Annotated in this window: 17 protein-coding genes; 8 read left to right on the forward strand and 9 right to left on the reverse strand. The window is 69.1% G+C overall.

Annotated elements, in window-relative coordinates; all coding sequences use genetic code 11:
• Nucleotides 1-344: 344 nt before the first annotated feature.
• The 4 genes from L632_RS0109925 to L632_RS0109940 form a co-directional block, all read right to left on the reverse strand.
• Complete coding sequence (locus L632_RS0109925; RefSeq protein ID WP_028716734.1) at nt 345-797, reverse strand: hypothetical protein; 453 nt, start codon at nt 795-797, stop codon at nt 345-347.
• A gap of 305 nt (nt 798-1102) precedes the next feature.
• Complete coding sequence (locus L632_RS0109930; RefSeq protein ID WP_028712706.1) at nt 1103-2614, reverse strand: malonyl-CoA synthase; 1512 nt, start codon at nt 2612-2614, stop codon at nt 1103-1105.
• A 16-nt stretch (nt 2615-2630) separates the two neighbouring features.
• Nucleotides 2631-4001 carry a malonyl-CoA decarboxylase gene (locus L632_RS0109935; protein WP_028716735.1) on the reverse strand — a complete coding sequence of 457 codons (1371 nt, stop codon included), beginning with the start codon at nt 3999-4001 and terminating at the stop codon, nt 2631-2633.
• 34 nt (nt 4002-4035) lie between these two features.
• The gene (locus tag L632_RS0109940) at nt 4036-5418 is read right to left on the reverse strand and encodes an SLC13 family permease (RefSeq protein ID WP_028716736.1); all 1383 of its coding nucleotides are present in this window, start codon (nt 5416-5418) and stop codon (nt 4036-4038) included.
• 176 nt (nt 5419-5594) lie between these two features.
• Here L632_RS0109940 and L632_RS0109945 point away from each other — a divergent pair, with 176 nt between their 5' ends.
• Nucleotides 5595-6251, forward strand: a complete 657-nt coding sequence (locus tag L632_RS0109945) for a GntR family transcriptional regulator (RefSeq protein ID WP_028712703.1) — start codon at nt 5595-5597, stop codon at nt 6249-6251.
• A 157-nt stretch (nt 6252-6408) separates the two neighbouring features.
• Nucleotides 6409-6540, forward strand: a complete 132-nt coding sequence (locus L632_RS24300) for a phosphate acetyltransferase (protein ID WP_232215684.1) — start codon at nt 6409-6411, stop codon at nt 6538-6540.
• Nucleotides 6541-6550: 10 nt separating this feature from the next.
• On the opposite strand, the gene L632_RS0109955 is transcribed toward L632_RS24300, so the two are convergent.
• Together L632_RS0109955 and L632_RS0109960 are read right to left on the reverse strand one after the other, a co-directional pair.
• Entirely contained in the window at nt 6551-8014 is a 1464-nt protein-coding gene (locus tag L632_RS0109955) for a sodium:alanine symporter family protein (protein ID WP_028712702.1), read from the reverse strand.
• Nucleotides 8015-8182: 168 nt separating this feature from the next.
• Nucleotides 8183-9667, reverse strand: a complete 1485-nt coding sequence (locus L632_RS0109960; RefSeq protein ID WP_028716737.1) for an inorganic phosphate transporter — start codon at nt 9665-9667, stop codon at nt 8183-8185.
• A 308-nt stretch (nt 9668-9975) separates the two neighbouring features.
• Here L632_RS0109960 and L632_RS0109965 point away from each other — a divergent pair, with 308 nt between their 5' ends.
• Nucleotides 9976-10977, forward strand: a complete 1002-nt coding sequence (locus L632_RS0109965) for a TAXI family TRAP transporter solute-binding subunit (RefSeq protein WP_028712700.1) — start codon at nt 9976-9978, stop codon at nt 10975-10977.
• 83 nt (nt 10978-11060) lie between these two features.
• A complete protein-coding gene (locus L632_RS0109970) occupies nt 11061-13124 on the forward strand; it encodes a TRAP transporter permease (protein WP_028716738.1) in 2064 nt (687 codons plus the stop codon).
• Nucleotides 13125-13208: 84 nt separating this feature from the next.
• Here L632_RS0109970 and L632_RS22430 read toward each other — a convergent pair whose 3' ends face one another.
• Nucleotides 13209-13940 (reverse strand): GntR family transcriptional regulator, encoded by a 732-nt coding sequence (locus L632_RS22430; RefSeq protein ID WP_051416211.1) that lies wholly within the window; start codon nt 13938-13940, stop codon nt 13209-13211.
• A gap of 130 nt (nt 13941-14070) precedes the next feature.
• Between L632_RS22430 and L632_RS0109980 the strand changes: the two genes are divergently transcribed.
• From L632_RS0109980 to L632_RS0109990, 3 genes are read left to right on the forward strand one after another with little or no spacing between them, the layout of a single operon-like run.
• The gene (locus L632_RS0109980; RefSeq protein WP_028712698.1) at nt 14071-14769 is read left to right on the forward strand and encodes an aspartate/glutamate racemase family protein; all 699 of its coding nucleotides are present in this window, start codon (nt 14071-14073) and stop codon (nt 14767-14769) included.
• 29 nt (nt 14770-14798) lie between these two features.
• Nucleotides 14799-16151 carry an NCS1 family transporter gene (locus tag L632_RS0109985; protein ID WP_028712697.1) on the forward strand — a complete coding sequence of 451 codons (1353 nt, stop codon included), beginning with the start codon at nt 14799-14801 and terminating at the stop codon, nt 16149-16151.
• A 3-nt stretch (nt 16152-16154) separates the two neighbouring features.
• A complete protein-coding gene (locus L632_RS0109990) occupies nt 16155-16916 on the forward strand; it encodes an aspartate/glutamate racemase family protein (protein WP_028712696.1) in 762 nt (253 codons plus the stop codon).
• A gap of 458 nt (nt 16917-17374) precedes the next feature.
• Here the strand turns inward: L632_RS0109990 and L632_RS0109995 are convergent, their stop codons facing one another.
• Nucleotides 17375-17623 carry a phosphopantetheine-binding protein gene (locus L632_RS0109995; RefSeq protein WP_036697886.1) on the reverse strand — a complete coding sequence of 83 codons (249 nt, stop codon included), beginning with the start codon at nt 17621-17623 and terminating at the stop codon, nt 17375-17377.
• Between the two features lie 99 nt (nt 17624-17722).
• Between L632_RS0109995 and L632_RS22435 the strand changes: the two genes are divergently transcribed.
• Nucleotides 17723-23437, forward strand: coding sequence for a non-ribosomal peptide synthetase (locus L632_RS22435; RefSeq protein ID WP_198021818.1), 5715 nt, complete (start codon nt 17723-17725; stop codon nt 23435-23437).
• Here the strand turns inward: L632_RS22435 and L632_RS0110005 are convergent.
• The gene (locus L632_RS0110005; RefSeq protein ID WP_028716739.1) at nt 23377-24618 is read right to left on the reverse strand and encodes an NtaA/DmoA family FMN-dependent monooxygenase; all 1242 of its coding nucleotides are present in this window, start codon (nt 24616-24618) and stop codon (nt 23377-23379) included. The two genes, L632_RS22435 and L632_RS0110005, sit on opposite strands and share 61 nt — an antisense overlap.
• Nucleotides 24619-24677: the final 59 nt, after the last annotated feature.

Here is a 24677-nt window from a genome sequence, read left to right on the forward strand (position 1 = left end):
CCCATTATGCCAGGGGCGGCTCGCCCTTTCCGCAGGATCTTCTCCTTGGCTTTCCTTTCGCCACCCGGACACCGCAGACCATGCCCTTGATCGGAACGCGCCGGATTCATTCGCGGGGTCTGGGCGAAAACTTGTCTCGAAATCGGTCTGGTCCTCCAGCTGCTCCGGGCAACAGCCCGTCAACCAGGATGATCTCATCGACCCTGGCTTTGATCCCGGTGTCCACGATGCTTCTGCGGCATCGTCCCCATGATCAAGCGCCCGCGTGGCCGCAGCGCGCGGGGCAGGATGGGGATCTTTCCGGGGCAGCGCCCGGAGCCTTGCGGGCCCCGGGCGCCATGCCGTCATTGCAGGCAGGGCTCGAACTGCTGGCGCGAGGCGTCCAGATGCAGGTCCACCGGCAGGCCGTGCCGGGCGGCGGCGTCGAAGAGGATGTCCCGATAGCGGTCGGGGTCCTCGGCCACGGCGGGAGTGCGGCCCATGGCGTCCGAGAGCCCGGCGGCGCGGTCGATATTGGCGCGCCGCCAGTCCAGATCCTGCCCGGGATGCGGGGGCATGAAGCCGACCAGCTGCAGGCGCACGCGGTCCGCCCAGTCGCCGCGCAGCTGCGCCAGCGCCTCGATCCCGGCAAATCCGGCATCCTTGTCGACATTCACATGGCTGCAGATCGCCGGGGTGCCATGCGACAGGCAACGGGCCAGCGTGCGGCTGGCGCGGGCGGTGACATCGCCCGGCATCGCCCCCCCGTTCAGCACCAGGTTCAGCGTGACCGCGGGGACCCTCCCATCGATGTCCATTGCAGGATGCCCCGCCTCGGCGACACCGGAGTGATGCCGACGAAGCCAGATCATGCAGGCGGGGTTTTCAGGCAACGCCTGATGCGCCATGACGGCGTCACTATTGTCCCCGCATTCAACCCCGCAGCCTTCGGGCGGTAAATCCGTCCGCGTCCTGATCGAGGAGGATGCCTCGAACCGCAGCCAGGCATTGACCTTGCTCGTCCCCACGCCGATGCCCCGATCCCGCTCCCTTCCCGGATCACCCCGGCCAGCCCGAATCCTGTGCCGCAGGACGCGGCGAGGGCGGGCTCTTCAGCGGCCTGCTAGTCGTAAAGCCCGGCGAAGCGGTCGCGCAGCAGGTTCTTCTGCACCTTGCCCATGGTGTTGCGCGGCAATTCGTCCACGAACAGCACGCGCTTGGGCTGCTTGAACTTGGCCAGCCGCCCCTCCAGCGGGGCCAGCACCTCGGCCTCGGTCAGGGCGGGGCTGCCGGTCGGGACCACGACCGCCGTCACCCCTTCGCCGAAATCGCGATGCGGCAGGCCGATCACGGCGGATTCGACCACGCCGGGCAGCGCGTCGATCTCGGTCTCGATCTCCTTGGGATAGACGTTGTAGCCGCCGGTGATGATCAGGTCCTTGCCGCGGCCGACGATGTGCAGATAGCCGCGCTCGTCGAATTTCCCCAGGTCGCCGGTGATGAAGAAGCCGTTCGCGCGCAGTTCGGCGGCGGTCTTTTCCGGCATGCGCCAGTAGCCCTTGAAGACGTTCGGGCCGCGCACCTCGATCATGCCGATCTCGCCCCGCGGCAGTTCGGCGCCGGTCTCGGGGTCGGTGACGACGATCTCGGTGCCGGGCAGCGGCAGGCCGACGGTGCCGGCGATGCGCTCGCCGTCATAGGGGTTCGAGGCGTTCATGTTCGTCTCGGTCATGCCGTAGCGTTCCAGGATCGCATGGCCGGTGCGGGCCTGCCATTCGCGATGTGTCTCGGCCAGCAGCGGCGCCGAGCCCGAGACGAACAGCCGCATGTTCGCGGTGGTCTCGGCGTTCAGCATGTCGTCCTGAAGCAGGCGGACATAGAAGGTCGGCACGCCCATCAGCACGGTCGCCCGCGCCATCGCCTCGAAGATCCGGTCGACGTCGAATTTCGGCAGGAAGATCATCGAGGCGCCCGAGAACAGCACCACGTTGGTGGCGACGAACAGGCCATGGGTGTGAAAGATCGGCAGGGCGTGGATCAGCACGTCCTGCGCGGTAAAGCGCCACGCCTCGCGCAGCACCAAGGCATTCGAGACCAGGTTGCCATGGGTCAGCATCGCGCCCTTGGACCGGCCGGTGGTGCCCGAGGTGTAAAGCAGCGCGGCAAGGTCGTCGCTGGCCCGCGCCACGGTGGCGAAGGTTTCGGGCGCGGCATCGGCGGCGTCGGTCAGGCTGCCCCGCCCCTCGGCATCCAGCGTCACCATGCGGGCACCGGCGGCCTCGGTGGGCTCGCGCAACGCCTCTTGCCGGGCGGGGTCGCAGACGAAGACCCGCGGCTCGGCATCGCCGAGGAAATAGCCGATCTCGGCGGGGGTGTAGCCGGTGTTCAGCGGCAGGAACACCGCGCCCGCCCGCAGGGTGGCGAGATAGAGGATGATCGCCTGCACCGATTTCTCGACCTGCACCGCCACCCGGTCGCCGGGCTGGACGCCAAAGGCCGCCAGCGCATTGGCCATGCGGCCGCTGCGGGCGATCAGGTCGCCGTAGCGGATGCGTTCGCCGGCCTGCGTCTCGATGGCCACGGCCTCGGGGTCGGTGATGCCGGCGGCGAGAAGGTCGAACAGATTGTCACTCATGCGTTGTCCCCGTGGTTCATGGGTTGGAAGCCGGCAGCGCGCGCTTGACGCTGTCCGATGCGGCGATGGCGCTGCGTTCGGCGAAGGCTTCGTGGTTCGCCTCGATCCGGTCGAGGTCGTAGAGATAGTTCACCATCAGCCCATGCGACTGCTTCAGCCCGTTGGCCGAGATATCGCCCAAAAAGTTCAGCCGTTCCAGCCGGGCGCCGTTGCCCAGGTGGAAGCGCGCCACCGGATCGACGACGCGACCCTTGCCGTCGCGGGCGCGCAGGAAATAGGCCGCGGCGGCGGCCAGAAGCGGGGCGCGCAGGCTTTCAGCCTTGGCCGGGTCCTTGTGCCAATCGGGATCGTCCAGCAGGGCGAAGGCCAGGCGCTGGTCGGCGTCGATCAGTTCCGACATCGCGTCCTTGCGCTGCTGGGCCAGCCAGGCGGCAAAGCCCGGCACCGGCGACAGCGTGACGAAGCTGCGGATGTTGGGCAGTTCGGCCTTCAGCTCCTCGACCACCTGCTTGATCAGGAAATTGCCGAAGGACACCCCGGCCAGCCCGCGCTGGGTGTTCGAGATGGAATAGAACACCGCGGTGCTGGCGCGCTCCGCCTCGATCGGCTGGCGGTCGAGGTCGAGGAGGCCCGCGACATTGTCCGGGATCTCCTCGGTCAGCGCCACCTCGACGAAGATCAGCGGCTCGTCCACCAGCTGCGGGTGAAAGAAGCCGTAGCAGCGCCTATCGGTCGGCTGCAGGCGGTTGCGCAGGTCGTCCCAGTTCTGGATGGCATGCACCGCCTCGTAGCGGATGATCTTTTCCAGGATGCTGGCGGGCGTGTTCCAGTCGATATGGCGCAGCACGAGAAACCCCCTGTTGAACCAGGACGCGAAGAGATGCGCGAAATCGCCGTCCACCCGGCGCAGCGCGGGGTTGCCCTTCAGATGGCGCAGCAGCTCCTCGCGCATCCGCACCAGCGCCGCCGTGCCGCCGGGCGCCAGGTTCAGGCGGCGGAACAGTTCCTGCCGGCGCGGCTCGGCGGCGTCGTGCAGCGCCTCGATGGCCCGCCCGTCCTCGGGGTCGCGCTGCACCGCCTCCAGCGCCGCGCGGACCGCCGCCGGATCGGGGCCGAAACGGTCGGCGAGGTTCTGCAGGAAGGCCAGCCGCGTCGCCTCATCGGCATCCTCGAAGGCGGCGAGCAGACCCTGCGCGATGGCCACCCCCGAAGCCTCGCCCCGCCGCGACAGCAGCGCCTCGCCCAGCTCGCACAGGTCGGGCACCTCGGTGGCGGTGCCGGCGCCCCGCCGCCCAAGCAGGCGGCGGCCGCGCTCTGTCAGCACCTCGAACAGCTCGCCCAGAAAGGCCGGGCGTCCGGGGCGCGGGGTCTCGACGGTCTTGATCATTTCGGGCCTCCGAAAAGCGGGTGGCCTGCCGGGATCATCCCGGCAGCACGACGAAGATCAGCCACAGCACGACCGGGGCGACCAGCGTCACCAGCGCGCCGTAGTTCAGCAGTTTGCGGAAAAACACCTGGCGGTCCACCCCGCGGGCATTGGCCAGAACCAAAGCGCCGTTGGTCGAGAAGGGGCTGACATCGACGATGGTCGAGGCGACGGCCATGCCGGCGATGAAGCCGATGGCGCCCACGCCCGTATCGCCCTGCAGGAACGGCACCGCCAGCGGGATCAGCGAGCCAAGCACCGCCGTGGACGAGGCGAAGGCCGAGACCACGGCGCCGATCAGGAACAGCATCAGCGCCGCCAGCAGGGGCGAGGCCATGCCGGCCACGCTGTCGCCGACGAAGTCGATGGTGCCCATGTGCTCCAGCACCGCGACATAGGTGGAAACGCCGGTGATCAGCACGATCTCGGGCCAGGCGACCTGGGCCATGGCGCGTTTCTGCATGGTCGGGTCCCACAGCGCCAGCGCCAGCCCGATGGTCAGCGAGACGAAGCCGATATCGAGGTTGAAGGCCAGCACCAGCACCGCCAGCAGCGCCAGCCCGGCCAGCGTCGCGATCTGATAGGGGGTGCCGTCGGGTTGGTTGCCTTCCTCGACCTCGGCGACGAGGCGGTTCGATTCGCCACCGCCCTCCTCGCCGATGCGGCGGCTCAGCGCCTCGGCCTCGCTGTCGCCGAAGATCTGGGGGCCGGTGGCGGGGCGGGCGATCTCGACATGCGGCACCGTGACCGGCTCGATCCGGTCCGCGTGCGCCTGCATCAGCTTGCGCCCGCCCAGGGCCATGAACAGCAGCAGCGCCACCGCCGCGTTGACGAAGAAGCTGGCGGCGAAGGTGGTCATCGGCGACAGCGGCAGCCCGGCCTTGGCCACGACGCCGTTGGTGATGCCGCCATAGATGCTGATCGGCGAAAAGCCCCCGGCCTGGGCGCCATGCACCACCATCAGGCCCATGAGCAGCGGCGAGATCTGGTAGCGGAAGGCGAAGCCCAGCGCGATCGGCGCGACGATGGCAACAGCGCCGGGGCTGACGGCGCCGACGGCGGTCAGGACGGCCGAGATGCCGAACATGATCCACGGGATCGCGCCGATGCGGCCCTTGACGGCGCGCACCGCCATGCGCACCAGCCAGTCGATGGTGCCGTTGTTCTGCGCCAGCGCGAACAGCCAGGTGATGCCGACCAGCGTCAGGAACAGGCCGCTGGGGAAACCGGCGATGATCTCCTTGGCGGCCTGGCCGGCCAGCAGGGTGCCGACCAGGAAGGCGCCGACATAGGCCAGCACACCCATGTTGATCGGCCAGATCGTGGCGACGACGAACATCGCCGCCAGCGTATAGATTGAAAGCAGATGCGGGGTCATGCGCGGCTCCTCTCCATGCAAACCTCCTTGTCGATTCCCGCGCCCTCCTCCGGCGTGCGAATCCTCTCACGGCGCTGTTATACGTTTCCGGTGCGGTGTTGTATATAACAAAACGGAACATGGATAAATGCCAGCGAACCGCCTATCTTCTGGGCAGAGAGGCGAAGGAGGCTTTCATGGCGACGATTCCCACCCCGCTGCGCATCCGCAACGCGCTGGAAAACGCCATCGTGGAAGGCAGATACCTACCCGGCGCCCGTCTGGACCCCGAGGCGCTGGAGCGGGAATTCGACGTCTCGCGCACCCCGATCCGCGAGGCGCTGCACCAGCTGGAAGCATCGGGGCTGGTCCGGGTGGTGCCCAAGCGCGGCACCTTCGTCACCGAATGGAGCCCCAGCGAACTGGCCGAGCGTTTCGAGGTCATGGCCGAAATCGAGGCCACCTGCGGCCGCCTGGCCGCCCGCCGCATCACCGAGGCGGAAATGGCGGCGCTGGAGGCGGTGCATGGCGAATGCCGCCGGCTGGCCGAGGCGGGCGAGGTCGAGGCCTATTACGCCCGCAATTCGGATTTCCACCATTGCATCTATCGCGCCACGCACAACGCCTTCCTGGAGCAGGAGGCCTCGCGCCTGCATGCCATGCTGCAACCCTATCGGCGCATGCAGCTGAAGGTGCGCAACCGGATGATGCGGTCCTTTGCCGAACATGACGCGGTGGTGGCGCGCATCCGCGCCGGCGACGGCGAGGGCGCGGCCGAGGCGCTGCGTGCCCATGTCATCGTGCAGGGCGACCGTTTCCACGACCTGATCGCGGCGCTGCGGCAAGGGGGCTGAACCGCAGCGGCGGCATCCTGCGGCAATACCCCCGGGCGCATGGGGCCGAAGGGATGGAACAAGACCCATGGCCTGCTTGCGCGCAGGCAGCCCCGGTCGCGCGAGGCGGGCCATTCCAGCCGGTCGCGCACGGCGGTTCCTGGCCAAGGCGCGGCGGGTGGCGCTTTTGTCCTTCCCGACCGCCGGCTCGGCCGATCACCCGAGCCTGGGGCGCCTGCGCGAGACGCTGGCGGTGATCCGCGCCCCCGACCCCGGCTCCGCCGTCACCCGGCGGAACCACGGCGGTTGATCTGCGGCGGCTAGGACCGCTCGCTCGCCTTCCATTCCTCCCAGCTTGGCTGGCCCTTCATGAAGTGCTCGATCTGCTGGCGGTTGGCCTCCAGCCGCGGATCGTGGCGAAGGTAGAAGCGGGTCTCGCGCGCGATCAGGCCGGACAGGATCAGCAGCCCGATCAGGTTCGGAATGGCCATCAGCCCGTTCATCACGTCCGAGAAGCTCCAGACCACGCCCAGCTGGACCGTGCAGCCCAGCAGCACCGCCAGCGAGAACAGGATGCGGAAGGGCATGACGCCGCGATGGCCCACCAGCCGTTCCAGGTTGCGCTCGCCGTAATAGGCCCAGCCCAGGATGGTCGAATAGGCGAAAAGCACCAGCCCGACGGTCACGATCCAATGCCCCCATTGCCCCGGCAGGCCATGGGTGAAGGCCTGCCCGGTCATGATCGAGGGCGAGATCTGCAGCCCGGTCTGCGGATCGATCTCGTTCCAGACGCCGGTGGTGATGATGACAAGGCCGGTGCAGGACACGACGATGATCGTGTCGATGAAGGTCTGGGTCATCGACACCAGTCCCTGCCGCACCGGATGCGTGGTCTGCGCCGAAGCCGCGGCGATGGCGGCCGAGCCCATGCCGGATTCGTTCGAGAAGATGCCGCGCGCCACGCCGAACTGCACCGCGACCATGATCGTCGAGCCGAGGAAGCCCCCTGTCGCAGCCGTGCCGGTGAAGGCCTGCGAAAAGATCTCGCCCAGCGCGGCAGGCAGCGCCTGGATGTTGACCAGCAGGATATAAAGCGCCCCCAGCACGTAGAACAGGATCATCGCCGGCACCAGCCCGGCGGTCACCCGGCCGATGGACTTGATGCCGCCGACCAGCACCACCAGCGTCAGCCCGGCCAGAACCACGCCCGTGATCCAGGTCGGGATCATGAAGCTGCGCTCCAGGTTCGAGGCGATGGAATTGCCCTGGGTCATGTTGCCGATGCCGAAGCAGGCGCAGACCGCGAAGACCGCAAAGCACAGCGCAAGGGCCTTGCCGAAGCCGTTCGGGATGCCGCGCTCGAGGTAATATTGCGGGCCGCCGTTCTTTTCGCCGACCTCGTCGGTGGTGCGGAAGCGCACGCCGAGAAAGGCCTCGGAATATTTCGAGGCCATGCCCAGGATCGCCGTGACCCACATCCAGAACAGCGCCCCCGGGCCGCCGGCGGCGATGGCCGTCGCCACGCCGACGATATTGCCGGTGCCGACGGTTGCGGCCATGGCGGTGGTCAGCGCCTGGAATTGCGAGATGTCGCCCTCGGCATCGTCATCCTTGCGCTTGAGCAGACCGAGACGCAGGGCAGCGCCCAGCCGGACAAGCTGGATGCCCTGCAAGCGGATGGTCAGGTAAAGCCCGGTGCCCAGCAACAGGGGAACAAGAAGGTAAGGTCCCCAGACGATGCCGCCGATCTTGCCCAAGGCTTCTTCTATCTGATCGAGTCCCATTGATCCCGCGTTTCGTTATTGCAATGCCTACAGACGGGGAATTTCGGCGCCGAATGTCAAGCTCTGCCTCGCCCGGCGCCCGGCACGCGACGGCGGGCCGGCGGGGCTCCGCCGCCCGATTTCGCGCCCTGCCCCGCCCCCTGGCGCCCCCGGCCGTCCCGCCATGCCTCAGCCCGGTATCTGCCGCAGGATCAGGAACAGGAGGGCCGACAGAAGCGCCGCGGCAGGAACGGTGACGACCCAGGCCGCGCCGATGGTCAGCACATGCAACCTGCGGACCAGCTTGCGGCGACGGCGCTCGTCCGCAGGGATATGTTCCGGTCGGGGAACGGCCATGCGGGCCTTCTTCAGGCGCCGCTCGGCGTCCCATTCCCGGAAAAAGCCCACCCCGAAGATCGCGCCCACCGCGATATGGGTCGAGCTGACCGGCAATCCCAGCCAGCTTGCCAGAATGACCGTGATCGCCGCCGACAGGGCGACGCAATAGGCGCGCATCGGGTTGAGCTTGGTGATCTCGCTGCCGACCATGCGGATCAGCTTGGGACCGAACAGGCTGAGCCCGAAGGAGATCCCGAAGGCGCCGATCAGCATGACCCACAGCGGAATGGTCACGTCGCTATTGAAATTGCCGGTCTGAACGGTCTGCACGATGGCCGCCAGCGGGCCCACGGCATTGGCGACGTCGTTCGCGCCATGGGCAAAGCTGAGCAGCGCCGCCGATGCGACCAGCGGGATGCCGAACAGCACCTTCAGCGACTTGTTGCGGTTCTCCAGCCCCGCGGACTGGCGGCGCGTGACCGGGATCATCAGCAGCCAGCAGCCCAGCCCAACCATCAGGCCCAGCAGCAGCGCGGCCCCCATCGAGACCTCGACCAGCTGTTTCAGCCCCTTCATCACCAGATAGGCGGCGAAGGTCCCCGCCATGATGCCGACCAGGATCGGCACCCAGATGCGGGCCGCCGCGATCTTGTCCTCGCGATAGACGATGCGGCTCTTGATCAGCGACAGGAAGCCCGCCGCCACGACGCCGCCCAGCACCGGAGAGATGACCCAGCTGGCGGCGATGGCCAGCATCTGGTCCCAGCTGACCGCGCCGAAGCCGGCCCCGGCGATGCCCGCGCCCACGACGCCGCCGACCACGGCATGCGTGGTCGAGACCGGCGCCCCGATCCATGTCGCCAGGTTCACCCACAGCGCCGAGGCCAGCAGCGCCGCCATCATCGCCCAGATGAAGGTCGCGGGCGTGTCCAGCGCCTCGGGCGCCACGATGCCCTTGGCGATGGTCGAAACCACGTCGGCCCCGGCGATCAGCGCCCCGGCGCTTTCGAACACCGCCGCGATGACGATGGCGCCGCCCATGCTGAGCGCATTCGCCCCCACCGCGGGGCCCATGTTGTTGGCCACGTCGTTGGCGCCGATGTTGAGCGCCATATAGGCGCCGAACACGGCGGCGGTGACGACGATCAGCATCTCGCCGCTCTGCCCCAGCAACATCGCCGCGGCGAGCCCGGCCAGGATGATGAAGACGAAGCCGATGCCCGGCGCCACCAAAGGCCGGGCCACATAGGCGGCAGCCGCCTCCAGGTTTGCGAAGCGGCCGAGATCGCGGTCCAGCGTTTCCAGGTGTCGGGGCTCGAGATCCTTGTCAGACATGTTCCGCCTTTCTGTTCCCGCGCGTGCTAGGAGCGAATCGACTACATATCAAGACGCATCCGACCGGAACGCGCCGCACCGACCCGGGTGCCCGCCGGGCTTGGTCCCTGCTTCGCGGAACGGGGCATGCCCGGCACGTCCCCCGCAGGATCGCAAGGCGAAACCCGGCGGACTGCCATCGTCGACAAGCCGCAAGGCCCGGCCAGGACCGGACGTCACGGCACCCTTCCTGCGGGCCTCGGCGGTTGTCGCCGGCGCCGGCTCTGGCTAACCTGCGTCCAGACAACCAGGCAAACAGGGATAAGCACATGAAACTCAGGACATTGTTCGCGGCCTTCGCCGTCGCCGCCTCTTTCGGCCAGGCCGCGGTGGCGCAGGAGATGTCGTTCTTCCGCATCGGCACCGGCGGCACGGCCGGCACCTATTACCCGATCGGCGGGCTGATCGCCAACGCGATCTCCAGCCCGCCCGGCTCGCGCGCCTGCGAGGATGGCGGCTCCTGCGGGGTGCCGGGGCTGGTGGCGACGGCGGTGGCCTCGAACGGCTCGGTCGGCAACGTGAACGCCATCAACGGCGGCGCGATGGAGGCCGGGTTCAGCCAGTCCGACGTGGCCTATTGGGCGCAGACCGGCACCGGGCTCTGGGAAGGCCAGCCGGCGGTCGAGAAACTGCGCCTGATCGCCAACCTCTATCCCGAAAGCATCCACCTGGTGGCGCGCAAGGATGCGGGCATCGGCTCGGTCGCCGATCTCAAGGGCAAGCGCGTGTCGCTGGACGAGCCGGGCTCGGGCACGCTGGTCGATGCCAAGATCATCCTGGAAGCCTTCGGCCTGTCGGAATCGGACATCACGCCGGAATATCTCAAGCCCGACCAGGCGGCCGACCGGATGCGCGACGGCGCCATGGACGCCTTCTTCTTCGTCGGCGGCTATCCGGCGGGTGCCATCGCCGAGCTGGCCAGCCAGCACGATGTGGTGCTGGTGCCGATCACCGGCCCCGAGGTCGACAAGCTGCGCGAGGACTATACCTTCTTCGCCACCGACACCGTTCCGGCCGGAACCTATGAGGGACAGGACGCCGATGTCGCCACGATCTCGGTCGGGGCGCAGCTGGTGACCAGCGCCGACCAGCCCGAGGAGCTGATCCACGGCATCACCGCGGCGATCTACAACGAGAACACCCAGAAGCTGTTCGCCGCCGGCCATGCCAAGGGCAAGCTGATCACGCTGGACAGCGCCACCCAGGGCGCAGGCATTCCCTTCCACCCGGGCGCCGAGCGTTTCTACAAGGAGGCCGGCAAGCTCGAATGAGCAGGCCCGCAACGTGACGAAAAGGACGCGGCCGGTCCCTGGTCCGCGTCCTTTGGTCCTGAACCGAACGGCAGGAAAACCGCATGACCGAGCCAACCCGCCCGCTTACCGACGACCAGCTTCGCGCGCTGGAAGAGGAATACGATCCCGAGGCGCGATTCCGCACGGTGACGCGCCCGATCGCCATCCTCTCGGGGATCATCCTGTTCCTGCTTGCGGCCTATCACTATTACACGGCCGGGTTCGGCATCCCGCGCGCGACCACGCATCGCGGGCTGCATATGGGCGTGTCGCTGTTCATCGTCTATCTCAGCTTCTCGTCGCTGGCGCGCAACCGGCACAGGACGGACGGTCTTGCCGTCCTCGGCGTGCCGGTGACGGACTGGCTCTTGGCCATCGGCGGCGCCGTCAGCGCCTTCTACGTGCCCTGGATCTATGCCCAGCTGCAATTCCGCGTCGGCAATCCGCTGCCGCTCGACATCGCCATGGGCACGGTGCTGCTGGTGGCGCTGATGGAGGCGGTGCGCCGCTCGATGGGCTGGCCGCTGCCGGTCATCGCGGCCCTGTTCATCGCCTATGCCTATTTCGGCAAGTCGATGCCCGGCATCCTGGTGCATCCCGGCGCGGACTGGGCCAATATCGTCAACCATCTCTACCTGACCTCGCAGGGCATCTACGGCACCGCGCTCGGCGTCATCGCCACCTATGTGTTCCATTTCGTGCTGTTCGGGGTGATGGCGCAGAAGATCGGCCTGGGGCAGCTGTTCATCGACCTGGCAACGGCGCTGGCCGGCCGTTTCGCCGGCGGGCCGGCCAAGGTCTCGGTGGTCTCCTCGGCGATGCTGGGCACGATCTCGGGCTCGTCGATCGCCAATACCGTGACCACCGGCGCGCTGACCATCCCGGCGATGATCAAGATCGGCTTCAAGCGCCATTTCGCCGCCGCGGTCGAGGCGGCTTCGTCCACCGGCGGGCAGATCACCCCGCCGGTGATGGGCGCGGTCGCCTTCCTGATGGTCGAATACCTGGGCATCCCGTTGCGCACCATCCTGATCGCCGCCGTCGTGCCGGCCTTCATGCATTTCTTCGGCGTGCTGGTGCAGGTGCATCTGGAGGCCAAGCGCCTGGGCATCCGCGGCCTGCGCCAGGAAGAGCTGCCCAAGGCGTGGAAAGTCCTGCGCGAGGGCTGGCTGTCGGTCTTTCCGCTGGTGCTGCTGGTCTGGATGCTGATGTCGGGCCGCACGCCCTTCCTGTCGGCCTTCTGGGCGATCACCGCCTGCATGGCGGTCTTTCTGATCCAGCGGGTCATGGCGTCGGGCGCCATCGAGGGCGTCAAGGAAACCGCCGCCGGCATCTATGAGGGCTTCGTCGCCGGCGCCCGGCAATCGCTGGCCGTGACGGCGGCCGCGGCGCTGGTCGGGGTGGTGATCGGCGTCGTGACCCTGACCGGCGTCGGCTTCAAGATCGCCTTCATGGTCACCTCGGTCGCCGCGGGCTGGGCCGCCTCGGTGCATAGCCTGCTGGCGGCGCTGCCCTTCGAACTGTTCAGCATCCAGACGCTGACGCTGCTGTTCACGCTGCTGATGACGGCGGTGGTCTGCGTGCTGATGGGATGCGGCGTGCCGACGACGGCGAATTACATCATCATGGTGGCCGTGGCCGCGCCGGTTCTGGGCATGATGAATGTCGAGCCGCTGGTGGCGCATTTCTTCGTGTTCTACTTCGGCGTGCTGGCCGACGTGACGCCGCCGGTGGCGCTGGCCGCCTATGCCGGGGCCGGGATCGCCGGGGCCAACGGCTTCAAGGCGGGCAACACCGCCTTCCGGCTGTCCATGGGCAAGGCGCTGGTGCCTTTCGTCTTCGTCTTCTCGCCCTCGCTGCTGCTGGTCACGCAATCCTTCACCCTGCCCGACTTCCTGCTGGCCTTTGCCGGCGCGGTGCTGGGCATCGTAGCGCTGTCGGCGGCGATCACCAACTGGCTGCTGGGGCCGCTTCTGCTGGTCGAGCGGATGCTGCTGCCCGTGGCGGCGCTGATGATGATCGCGCCGGAAATCATCTCGACCGTGATCGGTGCGGCGATCCTCGGGCTGGTGCTGCTGCGCCAGTATCTGGCCGGCTCGGGGCCGAGACCCGAGCCGGTCACCTGACCGTGCCCGGCCCCGGCCGGGTGGCCGGGGCCATGCGCCGGTCCGGTGCAATGATGATGCGCAGGGCCTCGGGATCTGCGCGGCTCAGGCGTTTCGCAGGTTCTGCCGCCCGGCCTTGCGGTCGCCGCCTGCCCCCTCAGCCGGCGCACCGATCAGCTGGTCCTTGAGACTGACCGAAGACACCGGCGGCAGGTCGAAATTCAGCCCCGCCTCCAGATGCCGCAGATGGTCGTCGGTCAGACGCAGCAGCAATTCCTCGTCACGCGCCATCAGGGCATCGACGATCCCGACATGGTCGTCGCAATGCGCGCATGAATGCGCGGCACTGGGATACATGCCCAGGATCAGGGTGCTGCGCATGGTCAGCTCGGCCAGGAAGCGTTCCAGCACGCGATTGCCGGAAAGCCGCGCCAGATACATGTGGAACTGCTGCGACAGGCGCAATTCGGTCGGCTTGTCCCGGCGGGCCCGCGCCTCGGCTTCGGCGGCGATATTGGCGCGCAGATAGGCGACATCCTCGTCGCTGACGCGGGCCACGGCCTGCCGGGCGATGGTCCGCTCGATGGCGCGGCGGGCCTGGAAGACCTCGCGCGCCTCTTGCGCGGAAGGGGTGACGACGAAGGCGCCGCGATTGGGCCGCAGCTCGACCACCTGCTTGGCGGCCAGAGAGGCCAGCGCGCGGCGGACATTGGCGCGGTTGCAGTTGAACAGCTCGCTCAGCGCCTGTTCGCCCAGCTTCGCCCCGGCGGGCAGGCGCTGTTCGGAGATCGCGTTCAGGACCGCATCGACGATCTGGCTTTCGGGCTGGGCGTCCATCGGGCTCGGCTTCTTCCTGCTTGGCCTGCGGAATTACAGGCAAATCCTGACCGTCGCAAGTATTGCACAAATCCGTTGACTTGATAACATGAATTGTTAACAATGATTGTTAACACAAATGGAGGTAGTGGTGGAAATCCTGGTCGTCAACCCCAACTCGACCCAGTCAATGACCGACAAGATCGTCGAGGCCGCCCGTGCGGTGGCCAGCCCCGGCACGGTGATCCACGGCGCGACCGCCGCCGGCGCACCCGCCAGCATCGAAGGCCATTACGATGAGGCGATGTCGCTGCCCGGCCTGCTGGCGCGGGTCCGCGAGGCCGAGGCGCAGGGCATCGACGGCATCGTCGTCGCCTGTTTCGACGATCCGGGCATCGCCGCCTGCCGGGAACTGGCCAGCGGCCCGGTGCTGGGCATCTGCGAAGCCGCGGTGAAGGCGGCCAGCATGCTGGCGACCTCGTTTTCCGTCGTCACCACGCTGCCGCGCTCGGTCCCGGTGATCGAGCACCTGATCCACGGCTATGGCCTGTCGCACCAATGCCGCCGCGTCCGCTCGGCCTCGATCCCGGTGCTGGCGCTGGAGGAACCCGGCTCGGACGCACGGATCAAGGTGCGCGATGAAATCCTGTGCGCCATCCGCGAGGACCGCTGCGAGGCCGTGGTGCTGGGCTGCGCCGGCATGGCCGACCTGACGGCCTGGCTCAGCGAAGAGACCGGCATTCCGGTCATCGACGGCGTCAGCGTCGCGACCCGCATGATCGAGGCGCTGGTGGGCGCGGGGCTGAGGACCAGCAAGATCAACGCCTACGCTTTCCCCAACGAAAAATAGGGAAGCAGGAAAAGGGAGGAGGACTGACAATGACAACGCATGAGATGGCGCCCGACAGCGCCGTGATCGAACACAAGGCCGTCGGAGAGGAAAGCCTTGCCCCGCAGGAGACCCGGATCATGGACCCGTGGTCCTACCTGTTCGCCTGGCTGGGCGGCTGCGTCTCGATCGGGACCTTCACCGTCGGCTCGGGGCTGGTGGGGACGCTGAACCTGCTTCAGACCTTCGTGGCCATCGCCATCGGCTGCACCGTCATCGGCGTCGCGCTGATGATCAACGGGCAGGCCGGGCACAAATACGGCATCCCCTTCATGGTGCAGGCCCGCTCGGCCTTCGGCTTCACCGGCACCCGGATCCCGGCGCTGGTGCGCTCGGTCCCGGCCATCGTCTGGTTCGGCTTCCAAAGCTGGATCGGCGCCGGGGCGCTGAACCTCGTCTCGGATACGCTGTTCGGCTATTCCAACATCTGGGTGTTCTTCGTCGGCTTCCAGGCCCTGCAGATCGGCCTGTCGGTGCTGGGCTTCCACGGCATCAAATGGCTGGAAAACATCGGCTCGGTCTTCATCATCTTCTCGCTGATCTACATGTTCTTCAGCGTCATCGACAAATACGGCGCCGAGATCAGCGACAACCTGATCAATGTCGAGGGCACCTGGGGCGCACCGTTCTGGGGCGGCACGATGCTGTTCCTGGGCATCTATTCGACGATGATGCTGAACGTCTCGGACTACGCGCGCGAGCTGCGCAAGAATGTCGGACCGCTCCGGCAGGTGGTGATCTATGCCAACTCGATCCTGCCGGCGACGCTGTTCATGGGCCTGATCGGGCTGATGGTCTCCAGCGCGACCGGCGAGGTCGATCCGATCAAGGTGTTCTCCAGCGCGGTCGACAACAAGCTGCTGCTGGTCGTGACGCTGCTGTTCATCGCCTTCGCGCAGGTGACGACGAACATCCTCAACAACGTCGTGCCGCCGGCCTATGCGCTGATGGATGTGTTCAAGGTCAACTTCAAGACCTCGGCCGTGATCGTCGGGCTGCTGGCCTTCGGCACCTTCCCGTGGGAGCTGGTCAAGGACGAATCGGCGGCGGGCCTGAGCCTGTTCATCCGCACCTATTCCGCCTTCCTCGGCCCGATCTTCGCGATCCTGGTGGTGGATTACTACATCCTTCGCAAGCGGAACCTGAACCTCGCCAAGCTTTATGATCCCGAGGGGCCGTATAAGGGCGTCAACATGGCCGCCGTCATCGCCATGGCCGTCGGCGTCGTCTTTGCGCTGATCTTCTCGGGCATCTCGTGGTATGCAAGCCTGCTGCCCTCGGGGGTGCTCTACTATCTGCTGATGCAGCACCTGCCCGCCGCCCAGCGTTTCCGCGAGAACTGAGCCATGAGCATCATCACCGGACAGGCCCGGCGCTGGACACTGGCCGCCGGCTGCGCCATGGGCCTGCTGCAGGGCCAGGCCCTGGCCCAGGACTCGGGACGGATCATCGTGCTGATCAACCCGAACTCGAACGAGGCCGCCACGCAATCCATGACCGAACTGGCGCAGGCCGCGGTCGGGGAAGCCGCCACGGTCCAGGGGCGCAGCAATGCCGGCGCCCCGGCCCTGCTGACCACGCCCGAGGACATGGCCAATGCGGTTCCGGGCGTGGTCGCCGCCGGCACCGAAGCCGCGTCCGATCCGCGCGTCGCGGCGCTGATCGTGTCGGCCTTCAGCGATCCCGGCCTGCCGGAACTGCGTGCGGCGGTCGGCATCCCGGTCCTCGGCATCGGCGAGGAGGTCTTCCACGAGGCCGCGCGCGACGGCCGGCCCTTCGGCATCGTGACGGTGACGCCGGATGAAGAACTGATCGAGTCCTTCCGCCAGAAGGCGGCCTCGCTCGGCTACGAGGCGCAATATCGCGGCGTCCGGGTCACGCCGGGCGACCCGGCCGAACTGGTCCGGGATCCCGACCGGCTCGACGCCGCCCTGGCCGATGCCGTCAGGCAATCGGTCGGCGAGGACGGCGCCGAGGCGGTGATCATGGGCGGCGGCCCGCTTTCGGCCTCGGCCATCCGGCTGCAGTCGCAATTCGAACAGCCCCTGGTGGTCGCGGTCACCGCAGCCGCCCGCGCTGCGGCGCAGAAAATCGCGGATCCGGACTGAACCGCCATCGCACCAGCAACGGGCCGGCATAGAACCCCCGCGCCCCGCACCGTTCCCGGTGCGGGGCGCGTGGGCTCTTTCCGGCTTGCTCCATGCAGGTTAGCCCCTTGCGGCGGCACCCGCAGGAGGAATGCGGCAGCGGCCATTCGCAGCACCTGGACGATGTGGCGGGGTGCACTCTGGGGCCCAAAAGCGCGCCAACCAATGACCGGAATCTTGATCTTCCCCAAGAAGGAAGCTGCCGATGCCTGATCCAGTGACTACGGACGGCCATCCGGGCGTGCCGCGACCTATGACAGCCCGCATATCCGTGATCGCGACTGTGCCAACACGCGTGAGATCGACCCCGTGTGCGGCACGGGCAGCCATGGCGTCGATCCGGCTCAATGCCATTCAGGTCAGGCGGGCGTCGGGGCCGTCCGTCCGAGCGAACGGTCAACCCGATCGCAGGTCGTGATCTAGGGCCGCCGCGCCTGGATCAGGCGCCACCAGCCCTCGATGCTGGGCTCCTGAAGCAGTTCCCGCGCGCTGACCGTGATGCCCGCCTGCTTCAGTTCGGCGACCAGCTTCAGCACCGACAGCGAATCCAGCCCCAGGAACAGCAGGTTTTCATCGGAACCAATCTCCGCCTCGTCGGGGACAAGCGCCTGCACACGCGTTTCCAGCCATGCCCGGCCGAGCGTTTCGATAGATCCGATGTCGTTCATTTCGATCCCGTCCTGTCCTACGCGGCCAAGCCTTTCCTTGACACCGCCATTAGTTGAGTATTTTTATCAACCACTATCGCCAGACGCAAGGGGATGAACATGGACCTGACCGCCATGCAGGCAGCCTATTGGACCGGGCGCGATTGGAAGGGGCCGGGCGGCGGCGTATCCGCGCATCTGCATACCGAATTCCAGCCGCAAGGGCTGGAGCCGGGGCGGCTGGACCGCGCGGTGCGCGGGCTGTTCCGCCGGCATCCCATGCTGCGGCTGCGGGTCACGGCCGCGGGCCAGCAGGTGATCCAGCCGCTGGACGACCGCCACGCCCTGCGGGTCGAGGATCTGCGGGCGCTGGCGCCGGATCAGGTGCAGGCGCGGCTGGCCGCGACGCGGCGGCGGATGACGCATCAGCGGCTGGACATCGCCTCGGGCGAGGCGGCGGAATTCCTGCTCAGCCTGCTGCCGGGCGACGAGCAGCGGCTGCATGTCGACCTGGACATGATCGCGGCCGATCCCTCCTGCTTCGGGCTGATCATGGACGACCTTGCCCGGCTTTACGAAGATCCGGCCGGGATCGCTGCGGTCGAGGAACCCGAAGGCTGCTATTTCGACTATCTGGGCCGGCTGCCTCCCGACCCGGCGGCCGAGGCGGCGGATCGGGACTGGTGGCGGGCGCGGCTGCGCGACATGCCGCCGGCGCCCTCGCTGCCGCTGCGCGACGGGGCGGCCGCGCCGGAAAGCACCCGGATCTCGGCCCTGCTGCCGCCGGCGCAGGCCGCGGCGCTGCGGGGGCTTGCGCGTGAATTGCGGGTCACGCAGACCGCGCTTTACCTGGCGGTCTTTGCCGCCGTGCTGGCGCGGGCGACAGGCGACCGGGCCTTTCGCCTGACGCTGCCGGGCTTCTTCCGCGCCCCGGTGATGCGCGGCGCCTCGCGGCTGGTCGGGGATTTCACCAATATCCTGCCGCTCGGCCTGCGGGTCGGGCCCGAGGCCACGCTGGCCGGACTGGCGCGCGAGGCAGGGCGCGAGATCGCCGAGGCGCTGTCGCATCAGGCCTGCCCCGGCGTCGCCGTGCTGCGCGAGATGTCACGCGGCGGCCAGGGCGTGGAATCCGCGCCGGTGGTCTTTACCAGCGGGCTCGACCTGGACGGGGCGCAGCGCCAGCTGCTGAGCCCCCGCGTCGGCCGGCTGTTCGGGCGACTGGTCTGGAGCGTCTCGCAGGCGCCGCAGGTTGCGCTGGACGTGCAGGTCGCATCGCTGGCCGAGGGCGTGCTGCTGAACTGGGATCTGCGGCTTGACGCGCTGCCCGGCGACTGGGTCCGCACCGGTTTCGATGCCTGCCACGCGGCGCTGTGCCGGCTGGCCGATGCGCCCGATCTGGCGGCGGCGCCGCTGTCGGACTGGCTGCCGGCACCGATGCGGATGCGGCGGCTGGGCGAGCTGCAAAAGGCCTATCTGCTGGGCCGCGAGGCCGAGCTGCCGCTGGGCCGCACCGCCATGCAGGAATATCGCTGCTATCGCGGCCCGCTGGATGCCGAAGCCCTGGCGCTTCGGGCCAAGGCGCTGATCGAGCGGCATGAGGCGCTGCGCTGCCGGCTCGACCCTGCCCATTCCGCGCTGCGCGTGCTGGACGAAGCCGAGCCGCCGCTGGAACGGATCGACCTTTCGGGACTGGCCGTCGATGAGGCCGAGGCGCAGCTCTCTGCCCTGCAGGACGAATTCGCCCGCGCACCGCTGCCGCTGGACGGGTTGCTGTGGCGGCTGGTGCTGGTGCAATTGCCCCGGCCCCGGGAACAGGCATTGCTGGTCAAGATGGACGCGCTGGCGCTGGACGGCGCCGGGATCGCGCAGGTGATCGCCGAACTGCTGGCGCCCGGGTTGCCGCCGGCCTCCGCCCTGCCCGAGCCGCCGCCCGAACAATCCGACCGCGCCGCCGATGCCGACTGGTGGCGCGCGCGTCTGGCCGGGGTCGAGGGGCCGCCGCGCCTGCCCTGGCGGCAACCGCCGGAGGGCATCGACCGCCCGCGCTGGCGCCGCGACAGCCGCCGCATCCCGCGCGATCAGCTGGCGCGCCTGGCCCGGCTGGCGGCGGCGCGGAAACTGACCCGCAACAGCATCGCCATGGCCGTGGTGCTGGAGGTGCTGGCGCGCTGGACCCCGGACCTGGCGCCCTGTGTCGCGGTGCCGGTGGCGCCGCCGCCGGGCGGGGCGCTGGCCAACCGCTCGTCCTTCATCGCCGTCGACTATCGCGCCGACCGGGGCAGCTTCCTGGACCATGCCCGCCGGTTGCAGGAGGACCTGCTGGAGGGCATGGCGCATCCCGGTCTGTCGGGGGTCGGCCTCAGCCGGCTGCTGCTGGCGCAGAACGGCGGTCGGATCGCGCTGCCGGTGGTGCTGACCAACGGCATGGGCTGGGACCGGGTGCCCGCCGATGCCGGGCTGCGGCTGGTGGACGGGCTGGTGCAGACCCCGCAGGTCGCGCTGGACCTGCGGCTGTCGCTGGATGCGGAGGGTGCGCTGCTGCTGCAAGCCGATCACGTCGAGCAGGCGCTGGAGCCGGCGGTCGTCGGCGCGTTGCTGGACGCCGCCGCCCGCGCCTTCGCCGCGCTGGCCGGACGGGACGAGCTGACCCTGGCCGGCGCCGATTTCCTGCCGCCGCCACCCGCGGCCCCCGCCGGGGCGGAACATGCCGGCCCCGGCCATCTGGAGCGCATCGCGGCGCAGCTGTTCGACGGCGATCCCGACCGCACGGCCCTGATCTGCGACACCCGCAGCACCAGCTACGGCGCGCTTGGCCTGCGGGTGCGGCGCGTGATGGCCGGGCTGGCCGCGCGCGGGCTCGCGCCGGGCGACGTGGTCGCGATCTGCCTGCCGCGCGGACCCGAGCATCTGGTGCTGACGCTGGCCTGCGCCTTCTCGGGGCTGGTCTGGGTGCCCATCGACGCCGCCGCGCCGCCCGAGCGGCGCGACTACCTGCTGCGCAATTCCGCGCCGCGGCTGGTCGTGGCCGCAACCGACCTGCCCGGCTGGCCGCTGGCCTCGCCCCGCACCCTCGAAGCGCATGACCCGGCCCCGATCCCGCAGGGACTGGCCGCGCTGTCCCGCTCCGAGGCGGCCGCCTATTACCTTTACACCTCGGGCACCACCGGGCGGCCGAAATGCGTGGTGCTGAACAATCGCGCCACCGCGAATGTCATCGGCCATACGCTGGATGCCTGGGGGATCGGGGCCGAGGACGCGGTGATCTCGGTCACGCCGCTGCATCACGACATGTCGGTCTTCGACCTGTTCGGCACCCTGGCCGCCGGCGCGCGACTGGTCATGCCCGCGCCGGCCGAGGAAAAGGACGCCCTTGCCTGGAACCGGCTGGTGCGCGATCACGGCGTGACCGTCTGGTGCTCGGTCCCCGCCATCGTCGAGATGCTGCTGGCCTGCGCGCCGGATGACGGGCTGACCTCGCTGCGGCTGGTGGCGCAGGGCGGCGACTACATCAAGCCGGCAGTGATCGACCGGCTGCGCCGGCTGCGGCCCGATGCGGCGCTGTGGTCGCTGGGCGGCCCGACCGAGACCACGATCTGGAGCATCTGGCACCGAATCGGCCCCGAGGACGACCGCATCATCCCCTATGGCCGCGCCCTGCCCGGCAACCGCTACCTGCTGCTGAACCCGCAGGGCGAACCCTGCCCCGAGGGCGTGGCCGGCCGCATCCACACCACGGGCGTGAACCTGGCGCTCGGCTATCTGCGCGACGGCGCGCTGGAACAGACCGACTTCACCGAGGTCGCCGGCATCCGCGCCTTTCGCAGTGGCGACCTGGGGCGGCTGCGCGGCGACGGCACCATCCTGTTCGACAGCCGGGTGAACGGCTATGTCAAGGTGCGCGGCGTGCGCATCTCGCTGGCCGATGTCGAGGCCGAGCTGGCCGCCCATCCCGCCGTCGTGCAGGCCCTGGTCGTAGACATTCCCGACGCGCGGCGCGAGACGGTGCTGGCCGCGCTGGTCGCCGGCCGCGACCTGCCCGAACCGGCCGCGCTGCGCGCCTTCCTGCGCGAACGGCTGCCGCAATCGCACCTTCCCGACCGCATCCTTGCAATCCCGGCGCTGCCGCTGTCGGCCAACGGCAAGCCCGACCGCCGCCGCGCGCGCCAGATCGCGGGCCAGCCCGGCCCCGGGCCCGTCCTGGCGCCGAAGGTGGCGGCCGACGAACCCGCGGACGCGCTGACGGGCCTGATCCTCGCCGCCTTCCGCGAGGCGCTCGGCGCGCCCGGAATGGGGCCCGAGGACGATTTCTTCGACCATGGCGGGCATTCGCTGGTCGCGACCCGGATCATCGGCAGGCTGCAGGCCGAGCATGGCATCGCCCTGCGCTTCACCGACATCTTCCGCCATCCGACCGCCCTCGCGCTGGCCGGGATCGCCACCCGCAGCGCGCCGGCCGCGCCGATGCCCGCAGCCGGGGACGACGCGGCCGGGCCCCAGGCGGCGCCCCTGTCGCTGGCGCAGCAATCGCTGTGGAAGGCCTATGCCGCCTTCGGCTATGGCGGCATCTTCAATCTGCCCTTTGCCCTGCGTTTCCCGACCCCGGTGGACGAAGCGGTCTTCGGGCTGGCCTTCGGCGACCTGATCCGCCGCCATCCCGTGCTGCGCAGCCATTTCCGCGAGGAAAACGGCCAGCCGCTGCAAGAAGTGGTCCCGGTCGAGCGGCTGGGCGATTATCGCTGGTTCTGGACCAGCGCCGAGGCGGGCGAGGCAAACCGCCGGACCGAGGCCGGCCATGTCTTCGACCTTGCCCGCGAATTGCCGCTGCGGCTGCGCTTCTTCCGCGAGGGGGACGAGCAGGTGCTGTCCATGCTGTTCCACCATATCGTGCTGGACGAATGGTCGCTGAACCTGCTGATGGACCAGCTTGGCCACGCCTATCGCCAGCGGGCGGCGGGGCTGGCGCCGGAATGGCCCGACCAGCCGCCGGGCTTCCACCGCTTCGCCGCCGCGCAAAGGGCGGCGGATACGGACCGCGCGCATCTGGACTACTGGCTGGATCACCTGCGCGGCGCACCGCGTGCCCGCCCGATCCTCGGCGCTGCGCCGGGCGGACAGGACCCGCAGGGCGGCTGGACCCGGATCGACCTGCCGGCCGAGGTCGCACGCGGGCTTTACGCCACGGCGCGGCGCAACGCGGCCTCGCTTTTCGCGACGGCCTATGCGGCGATCGGCGCGGCGCTGGGGCGGCTGGGCGGCATCGACGACCTGGTGATCGGCACCTCGGCCTCGGGGCGCAACGATCCGGCCTGGTTCGACACGGTGGGCTATTTCACCACCATGACCGCGCATCGGCTGGCGCTGGGGGCGCAGGACACGCCCGCCGCGCTGATCGCGCAGGTGCGCGACCGCATCGCCCGGTCGCTGCCGCATTCCGAGGTCCCGCTGGACCTGGTGGGCGAGGCGCTGACCGGCAATCCCGTCACCCGGCTGGACGAGATGTTCGAGGTCTTCATCCAGATCCACGCCCGGAACCGGATGAATGGCGCCATCGCGCTGATGGACGGCAGCCGCGTCGAATACCGGCAGATCGACCCCGACAAGGCGGAATCGCTGCTGGGCCTGCAATTCGAGATCGTCGAGGACGTGGCGGACGAGACCGCCGGCCTGCGCATCATGCTAAGCCATCGCGCCGACCGCTACGGCCCCGCCGAAATCCGCCGGATCACCCAAGCGGTCGAGGCGATGCTGGCCCGCTTTGCACAGCCGCAGGACGATCAGCCGCTGGACGCCGGCGAGGCAAGCCCCAGATGCGCGGCCAGCGTCTCTCCGGCATAGGCGTGGCGAAAGCGCCGCGCCTCGGCCAGCGCCGGGATCAGTTCGGACAGCAGCAGGTCCAGCGATTCCCCGCTGCCGCCCGGCAGGGCGATGAAGCCGTCCATGACCCCGGCATCCGACCAGGCGGCGATCTCGGCCAGGGCCTCGGCCGGGGTGCCGACGAAGGTCCAGTGCCCGGAATTGGCCACCTCGGGGCGCAGCAGCAGGTCGCGCAGGGGCGGGCTTTCCTGCCGGATCAGCCGCTGCAGCAGCCCCGAATGGGTGCGGCTGCGCAGCGCCGCGTCCCCGGCCGGCAGGTCCGCGGGGGTCAGGGGGCGGTCCTCGGGCCAGTCGGCCAGGTCGCGGCCGACCAGCGCCCCCAGCTTGGCCCGCAGCGCGGCAGGATCGCGGCGGGCCTGCGCCTCGCGGAACATCTCCTGCGCCTCGCTCCGGCTGGGCGCCAGATAGGCGTGAAAGCCCGGCAGCAGCCGCGGCGCGTCGTCGCGGCCGGCGGCGCGGGCCCGGCGCTGCAGGTCCGACCGCAGCTCTTGCCCCGCGGCAGGGTCGGGGACCGAGGCGAAGATCGCATCGGCGACCGAGGCGGCGAAGCCGCGGCCCTCGGCCGAGGCGCCGGCCTGGAACAGCGCGACGCGCGCGGGATGGCGCGGCACGTTCAGCGGCCCCTCGACCTGATAGAAGGCGCCGCAATGGTCGATGGCCGCCAGCCCTTCGGCACCGTGGCTGTCCCAAAGGCGGCGCACGACATCGGTGAACTCGGCCGCGCGGGCGTAACGCTCGGCCGCCGAGGGCATGGCGGCAAGGCCGAAATTCCGCTCTCCATCCAGCGCGGTGACGATGTTCCAGCCCGCCCGGCCGTTGCTGAGCCAGTTCAGGGTCTGCAACTGGCGCGCGGCGACATAGGGCGGATTGAAACTGGTCGAGACCGTCGTGACCAGCCCGATCCGCCGCGTCGCCCCGGCCACGGCGGTCAGCACCAGCGTCGGATCCAGCGCCGCCCGCGCGATGCGCGGCCCCGCCCCCTTCGGGTCGATGTAAAGGCTGTCTGGCTTGAAGACGAAATCCAGATGCGCGGCCTCGGCCCGGACCGCCAGCGCGCAATCCAGCGCCAGCGCCTGGTCCGGGGCCGGCGGCGGCCCCCAGGTCCGGGCAAGGGCCAGACCGATATGCAGCATCCGCGCCATCGCATGCTCCTCGTGAAATTGCGTCTGGATAATTCCGAGTGTTTTACTTTACGAACCGG

The organism is Paracoccus sp. J39, assembly GCF_000518925.1.
Classification (GTDB): domain Bacteria; phylum Pseudomonadota; class Alphaproteobacteria; order Rhodobacterales; family Rhodobacteraceae; genus Paracoccus.